We start from the raw sequence: 7,646 nt of genomic DNA, 5'->3' as shown, positions 1-7,646 counted from the left end.
TCGTACCGGTGCCGGTCACTTCATCCACGGAGTAAATTTCGGTATGACCGTCCTGAAGCAGTTTCGGGCGCAGCTGATACTCACTTTCCAGGCCGTTTACCCTCAGCGGGTCCGCGTCCAGCGTGAACAGATTTATCACCGGCACACAGTGCAACCGCAGGGCATCGGTGGCTACCGGCAAATCGGACGGCCACACCCGGCTGAAAACCGCCTCAATATCAAAATGGGTGATACCCGGTGGGAATGTGATATTTTCCAGACCGTTGAGGTGCACAAACATAAACTTTTCGCGGAAGGTGAAATACTCCAGCAGAAGCTGATAGCCACTGAAGGCGCTGCCCCCCTTCGGCCACAGGCGGTCCTCATCGGTAAAACCACCGGGTGAGAACCCGCCGTCCAGCAGGATACGCTCCCCGGACCCCGGCAGACGCAGATACAGCGCATCCAGCCGCTTTGTCAGCCAAAGGTGCAGCGAACTGCTGACCGGGGCATCGTCGGCCAGATACAGGCACAGGCGCTTCAGGTCAGTCTGCGCCCAGTCAATCTGCGGGGCACAGGCAAAGCGGGTAATGAGCTTAGAGCGCCCGTCCGGCTCAGCAGTCAGGGTGACGTTTTGCACCGTGAGTGGGTTAAGCATCATGGACCGGGTGGTACGATAGCGACAGACGGTGTTTTTAATGCCTACCGGGCGGGAGTACACCTCCAGCCCGTAGGGAACCTCTTCGGCAATCTTCATCTCCCGCAGCTCTGGCATGAAGCCCACCACCGACAGGGAGGNCATGTAATGCGGCCAGAGCATGCTGACCAGCCCTTCCGTCAGCTCCGGCAGGTCGTCATCGATTTTTTGCCGCAGACGTCCCATGGAAAAAGCAAAGCCTTCAAACAGGCGCTCAACATACGGGTCCGGCGTTCCGGCCTTATCGAGATCCAGCATGGATGCCCGGTCCGGGTGAGTCTGAGCGAACTCTTTCGCGGCGTCACGCAGGTAACGCATTTCGGCGTCAAAATAGCGCAAGGTTAAATCTTCCATTATTTGTCATTTCTCTTCAGGATTAACCGCACAAAACAAAGGCTCTGGCGGGATCAAGCGCCACCAGTCCGGCCAGTAGCGATTCCATCTCCGGCTGTAGCCGCGTTTTCTCCGCTTCACTGCGCCCGGCCTGCAGACGCAACAATTTGAGTTTTCGTGCCTTCACCTCAAACAACAGCTCCGGCTCCCACTGTTGCAGCGTCAGGTTGCCCGCCTGCGCATTCAACTCACCCAGCAGATGCAGGGCCAGCGTGTTTTTACCGTACTGTTCAGCAATACGAGCCATCAGCAACTGCATCAGCCAGCGCTCCCGACGGGAGTCCACACCGGGGCGCTGTTGTAACCAGGTCAGAGCCGCTTCCACACCGTCGCTGTCGGCTTTTTCCATGGCTTCTGCTTCCCGCGCCAGAATATCGTTTTCGGTGGTGCTCGCCGTGTTGAAGGAGGGATCCTGCCAGTCAGCCGCATCATTCAGTACCTGCTGACGTATCCAGTTCAGTGTCACTTCATCGGCAAAGGGAGAACCATCATTAAAGGCCAGTGCGTCCAGACCGGGCAGGCGACTGAGCAGCCCCTTCAGGTCATCCTGGATTATGGCGGCTTCCGTCTCACGGCCCGACTTCAGCAATGCCTGATGGATATACCACTGCACATCCAGCCACAGATGGCCGGCTCCGCGTGAGAACAGGCTGTCTGCCTGCTCCCGAAGTTCGCTCCAGCACTGCTGCTGATACAGCCGTTTCAGAAGTGCACGGGCATCCGCCCTGGGAGGCTCAACGCGGGTGCGGCCATCCCCCTCAGACGGCGGCAACTGCTGCAGCGTGTCATGACGCAGCGTCTTCATCAGCCGGTGTGCAGCAAGCCAGCCTTCAGGTTGTTCGTTAAGCCAGGTGGTCATTTGTCGGGCCAGGTCCAGCAAGTCACGACCAGAAGCAATGGTTGCTCCACCCGGGAGTGACGAAGTACGCATGGTCGTTGCGGATATGCCGGGTGCATCACTGGCTGAGTTCTGCGGTATCACGGCATCCGCCCCGCCGGATGTCATCAGCCGGGACGCCAGCGCCGTGTACAGCGCACCGATCTGTAGCCGGGGTTCGCCCTCCTCAGGCGTGGTTGTTTTTACTATTACCTGCAGCGCCCCGGCGATACGTCGAGAATCCGCCACCGAGGCTTCAGGATACAGCGCCAGGCTGTCCAGCATCCGCGTCCCCGCCAGCCAGTCCAGTGCCGCTGTGCGGGGACGCTCGCGCAGTGGATGAAGCTGCGGACCAAAACGCTGCAGAAGTGCTGCCAGCAGATCCAGTCCGTCAGCCAGACCGGCTTCGCCATCCATCGCAAGCCTTGCCCAGGTGTACCAGGCCACCACGCGAATATCTTTCGTCACGGTGGTCAGCAGTTTTTCACACAGACGACAAATCTGTTCCGGATCTGTGCCGGACAGCCTGTCCATCTCCTCGCGCAGTCGCTGAAAATCATCGTCGTAGCCGGGATCATCGCCGGTGGGGGGCTGTTCCGAAACCGGTAACAACCAGTTCTCCCACAGCGTCAGGCGCTGCTGAGTCTGTTCAGACAGCGTACTCGGTTCGGCCTGACAGGCCTCCAGCAGGGAATGCAGCGTCGCCATCAGTCCGGGTCCTCCGTCTGCTCATCCGCCGTGGTCCGGTCCGCGTGTGTATCTTTGACAACGAAGACGGTGTCCGGCAGGGTAAAGTGCCGTAATTTCAGCAGCACCAGTGGTCCCTCACCGGCTTGCGTTCGCAGAGTGTAATTCAGCGCCCGCCCGTCCTGAGCATCCCAGCGCAGCCGGTAACTGCTGTTCAGTCCGGGATACCCCTTAACCTCTGCTTTATCCAGCAGACGGATAAGCCCCCATTCTCCGGGTAACTCCGCATACGCGCGGGTACCGGCCTGCACGCTTATCCAGCTTAACGAAGCCCCCGGTGACGTTGTATCACCCGGCCAGTTGAAGTGTTTCCAGACCGGCATCTGGTTAACATAATTGAGCGTCTGACCGTCGGTGCGAAAATCGGTCTCCACCACCCCTGCAGCCGTCCCCGGACGCAGGTCAAACTGCAGGCGGGCCGTATCCGTCGTGAACGCCACATCAGAAACATGGCTCAGCGTGTTAATCGCATCCAGAAATGCGGGGTTAAAGGTCAGCCCCTGACTGTTAAGCGAGTCCGGCACCCAATGACTCCCCTCCTGATGCAACACGCCGTTCAGACTGGTCTTCATGAATGCGGCCACCCTGCCGGAGTCCGCATCGAGGTATTTTGCCAGCAGCGTCAGTGACGCGTCGCTGTCGGTGTCCTTAAAAGGATAGCGCCCGCCAAAGGCGCGGTTCCAGTCGTTCACCACCGATGCACGCCACTGTGCGTTCAGACTTTCAGCAGCCGGCGTCAGGACCTGCTGCCAGGACTGTGCCATCGGGCGAACAAACAGGGTCTGCCCAAAGCTGCGCCACTCCTGACCCAGCTCTGCCGCCACCAGACTGCCGTAGTTCTGGGTGTCCGTTAAATCTACGCTCTTCCCCTGAAACACAGCCTGGGCCAGCGCCTGCATCATCGCCTGCGGGTCCGTGGCGTCGGTGACCTGCTGCAGGTGCAGGCGTACCTGGGTAACCCGGGTCAGGAAGGTCTGCAGACTCAGGCGGCTGTCGCTGTTGCCGTCGGTCTGTTTGCCCGTCAGCGCCAGTACCGGACCGAAGGTGTCATCCAGCGGGCCGCGCGTGGCAGCGCTCTGGTCAATGGCCGGAACGCTCTCACGGGACAACAGATTCTTAGCGGATTTCACCAGTGAATCGGTGATGGCGTCTCCTGTTTCGCCGGTATGCCCCTGCACGTTCAGAGTGTTCATCAGCGCAATCAGCGGCGACTGACGCACATCCGCCATCAGGGTAAGCTGATCAATGACATCAGAGAGCGTCGGTGCGGGTTGCAGTCGGATGCTGTTGAGAAACGAAAGCCAGGCACCGCTGAAATCGGCAAAATAGCGGTCAGTCAGCTGTTGTTTCAGTGTCTCAGGGGAGACCTGCTGTGAGGCGGACGTCTTGCTGTCGGTCAGCACCCAGTCCATCTCATCCCGGCGCTCTTTCACCACCTTTTCAATCGCAGGCTGCACAGCATTTTCCCAGGCCTGACGGGTGAACATGCCCGGCACCACAGCTTTTGTGGTGTAGAGCCTCGCCACGTCCGTCTCACCGGTCATGTCCTCCAGACGCATATCGGCGTAGAGGTGTGACACCTGTTTCAACACCTTCTGGTACAGGCCCGATTCACTGTTGCGCATCCCCGTCAGGCGAACCAGCAGCCCACGGGTGGTGCTGACCAGTTCATCATCGTTATTTAAGCGCCACTGCGGATGCGAAGGTAAGGCGGCGGCATAAAAAGCCAGCAGGGCAGGCCCGTCTCCCTGCCACTCTCCCGGTTTAACGCCCTGGCGTGTCGGCCAGTCCTGCATCAGCGTGTCGCGAAACCAGGCCGGGTCCATTTTGTCGGGGCGGTTCAGCATCAGCCAGAGTTTGAGCTGGTTATAGCTGGTTTTTGCCAGAGGAGCCCGCTGCGGGCTGTCCGGCGGCAGTTGTACGAACGCCTGAAGCTGCGAACGCAGGTGTTCAGCCGCCGCATCCCGAATCAGCGGCAGTGCGCTCTGTGCGTAGCGGGGAAACGCCGCGTCAAGCAACGCGTTATTCTGGTTAAGACCGGCATGCAGATACCAGGGGGCACCGTGCGCCTCGCGGTACTCCAGACGGGCCAATGTCTTCTGCAGTGCCGTCAACGCCTGCAGCCGAACCGTCAGGGACCGATGCGTATCCAGGACCGCCTGCACCTGCTGTTGTGTACCAGATACCAGCGCGCGGTTAGCCACAAAGGAGACCCCCATCGCGACACCACACAGTGCCATCGCGGAGGCAGCAGTTATGGCCGCGAGTTTTATGCGCCCCCCGTTGAGTCCCGCAGGCCTGAGTGCGGCAGGGAGCTCCCGCACCGTTGCTGGCAGCACGTCCCAGCGGTTGTCTTTTGCCCAGTGGTGCTTCACGCTGCGCTCAGCCCCCACGGAGGGCGGGCTGAATATAACGCCGGCCAGCGGAAGGGGGCGGTGCGGATTCAGCCACTGTGCCAGCGGCTCGCTGACGGATTCGGGGTGGGCCGACAGACGGTCAGCCAGTGTCAGCAGAAAGTGATGTTCAGTGTCGCTGCATACCTGCTGAACGCCCCGGCGTATAAGGTCAGACACCAACGCCTGCAAGTGCGTGGTCAGCGCCTCCAGGCGACAACCGGCGGGCAGCAGACAGCCCACCGGCTGAGTGACCCGATCGGCCTGTTCGCCACCTTCGGTATCCAGAGACCAGACGAACAACGGCAGACGTCGCGCGAGATGGCTGTAAACTTCCCGGAACGTTCGACCGAGCTGGTCCATGGCGTCATCGTTAGCAGACGCCAGAAAGGCCGTCACCCACACCAGTCCGTCCGCCGGGGTGCGGCGCAACTGACGCAGCGCCCGCAGCCAGTGCGTATCCAACGGCAGCGCCGGGTCACCGCCCCACAGCAGCAATGTTCCACGGTCTTCCTGCCAGTACTGCACGGTTAGTCCTGGGGTCAGCAACTCCACCTCAGCAGGAGTACCCGTGACAAGCAGGATGCGGACTTTATGGTGCCAGAGACGCCCGTACTGATGGTGAAGTGTTTCGCGGATTTCGCTGACGGTAACGTTATGAGGCGCGGTCTGGACAGTGCGAATGTCCTCGTCAGGGATTTCACTTTTGCGTGTTGCCTGAAAGCGATGCCACCGCTCCTGCACCAGCAAACCAATCACGCCACCGTGACGCAGGATCAGCAGCAATATCCATGCTACAACAACCGCAAGGCATTTTGCCCGAAATGAAATGATCCCGATTTCGTCACCAAAGTACCATACCAGCCAGGCGACAATCCCCGCGATCACCAGTGTTAATCCGTAGCGTCCCCAGTTGCCTCGCCACACCGAACTACTCATGCTTCTGCATCCTTATTCCCGGTTGTCACGGTATTAATAAAACGCTGTTCAGCTCTGCCGGAAAGCATAAGACAGTCAACCTTCTGCAGACGCACCAGGTCACTGACAACCGCCGCCACAATCCAGGAAGAAAAAGGACCACAGAGGCCGGTATACGTTTCCAGCCAGTGGAGTTGTTCCGTTTTCCAGTCACCGCCATACTTTTCGCTGGCTTCGAGCAGGGTGGCGAAATCATCCCCCCAGCGGAGATGATCGCCAATGATGCACCCGGTGGTGTTCGCCTGCGTCTGTGTGCAAAAATAGAGATCCAGCTCGGTGAGAAGATCGTCAGTATTAAAAGGCATCGGTCGCAGCAGGCGAACATCATGCTCAAGTTTAAATCTGTCGGCGACATCGTCGAGGGTCAGCAGCAGCGCTGCCAGCGCATCGCTGTACTGCTCTGCGCCGTGCATCTGGTGAACCAGAATTAATTCGACCAGAATCTCTGGCGTTTTAATCCGGTGCTCAATGGCGGCAAAGGAATATGAACGTAAGATGTCCAGAGAGGGGACCGCACTGCCCGCCGGCATCTGTTGCTGCCAGCAGTCACTAAACGCCTGGAGCAACACATCGTCATCGTCGGGGGAATCGGTCAACAGAACAACCGACAAGGGAAGGTTCGCAGGCAGCCGCTGGACAGAACCGCAGACGTTGCCGAGTAGCACAGACAGCGCATCGGCGTAATTGCGCGCATCAATCCTTAACGCCTGATTTATATGTTTCTCCTTGCCAGAAGCGGCCATAAACTGTGCCGGAGTAAGCCTGCCAGGCAGAAGCGCTTCACTGTATATAACTGCCAGATAACGTCCCGCCCATTCAACCCACTGTTGTTGCGCATAATTCGCTTCTTTAGCCTCAAACTCGTGTTTGTCCACGCCATTGTTATATATCCATCCGCGCAGACAAATCAGCACAAACCAGACAAATACCGGTGCACCGGACAGTAGCCAGACGTTGTACTGCTGCCATACCCTCAGTAAATGGTTTGCATGAAGCACAAACAGCAGTACGCAAGCACTCAGCGCAACCAGACCAGCAAACAGCCAGAGAATTAATGACGGTTCTTCTGGCATTTTTGCTATAGTGGGTTTATTACGTATCCAGGCCATGCATTATCCTATTACGACATCCGGTGCACTGGAGATCACCTGGCAGCCACATTCGCAATGACATCCATCGACGACAACGGCTTTACCATCTGAAAACCATTCGGAAGAGCCTTCAATAATGGCATTAATACCGTGCCCCGTTTTTGGACACCTGACTTTATCACCTACCAGTGCCACTTTTTTATCATTCACTATCATGGTGGACGATGCAGAAATCACTTCACCACCATGCGTAGTTTTATCACCGAGTAATACAAAACCTTTAGACATAAATTTCTCCTGAATATTTTTTGATATAAAAATAATAAATGCTTACTATTTATTCATTACACAGCGAAATACATACTGTGGACCAACGCCATACTTCTCATAATCGTCATCAGCATTGATCTTAGGAACTGGTAATTTAGATTGTCTGAACATGGTCAGGGCGTACTGGCTGTCACCACCAACATAACCCCGCAATACTTTTT

The 7,646-nt window shown here is 57.7% G+C and carries 5 protein-coding genes and 1 pseudogene; all 6 read right to left on the bottom strand.

Features of this window, described 5'->3' with window-relative positions; all coding sequences use genetic code 11:
• Positions 1-1,030: type VI secretion system baseplate subunit TssF (gene tssF, locus ADK28_RS26100; protein ID WP_048797066.1), on the bottom strand; the 1,030-nt coding region annotated here is incomplete at its 3' end.
• A gap of 22 nt (positions 1,031-1,052) precedes the next feature.
• A complete protein-coding gene (gene tssA, locus ADK28_RS26095; protein WP_048797065.1) occupies positions 1,053-2,654 on the bottom strand; it encodes a type VI secretion system protein TssA in 1,602 nt (533 codons plus the stop codon).
• Positions 2,654-6,025: an ImcF-related family protein gene (locus ADK28_RS26090; RefSeq protein WP_048797064.1), complete on the bottom strand. Its 3,372-nt coding sequence runs from the start codon at positions 6,023-6,025 to the stop codon at positions 2,654-2,656. Before ADK28_RS26090 ends, tssA begins: the two co-directional genes overlap by 1 nt.
• A complete protein-coding gene (locus ADK28_RS26085) occupies positions 6,022-7,173 on the bottom strand; it encodes a hypothetical protein (RefSeq protein ID WP_048797063.1) in 1,152 nt (383 codons plus the stop codon). The genes ADK28_RS26090 and ADK28_RS26085 overlap by 4 nt, the downstream gene beginning before the upstream one ends.
• 3 nt (positions 7,174-7,176) lie before the next feature.
• Positions 7,177-7,443: a PAAR domain-containing protein gene (locus ADK28_RS30695; protein ID WP_075202152.1), complete on the bottom strand. Its 267-nt coding sequence runs from the start codon at positions 7,441-7,443 to the stop codon at positions 7,177-7,179.
• A 45-nt stretch (positions 7,444-7,488) separates the two neighbouring features.
• Positions 7,489-7,646: pseudogene (locus ADK28_RS26080) on the bottom strand (sulfatase modifying factor 1); the annotation flags it as partial.

It is taken from the genome of Serratia sp. 506_PEND, assembly GCF_001076875.1.
GTDB lineage: Bacteria > Pseudomonadota > Gammaproteobacteria > Enterobacterales > Enterobacteriaceae > Serratia > Serratia marcescens.
This window is presented reverse-complemented; position numbering and strand designations above follow the sequence as displayed.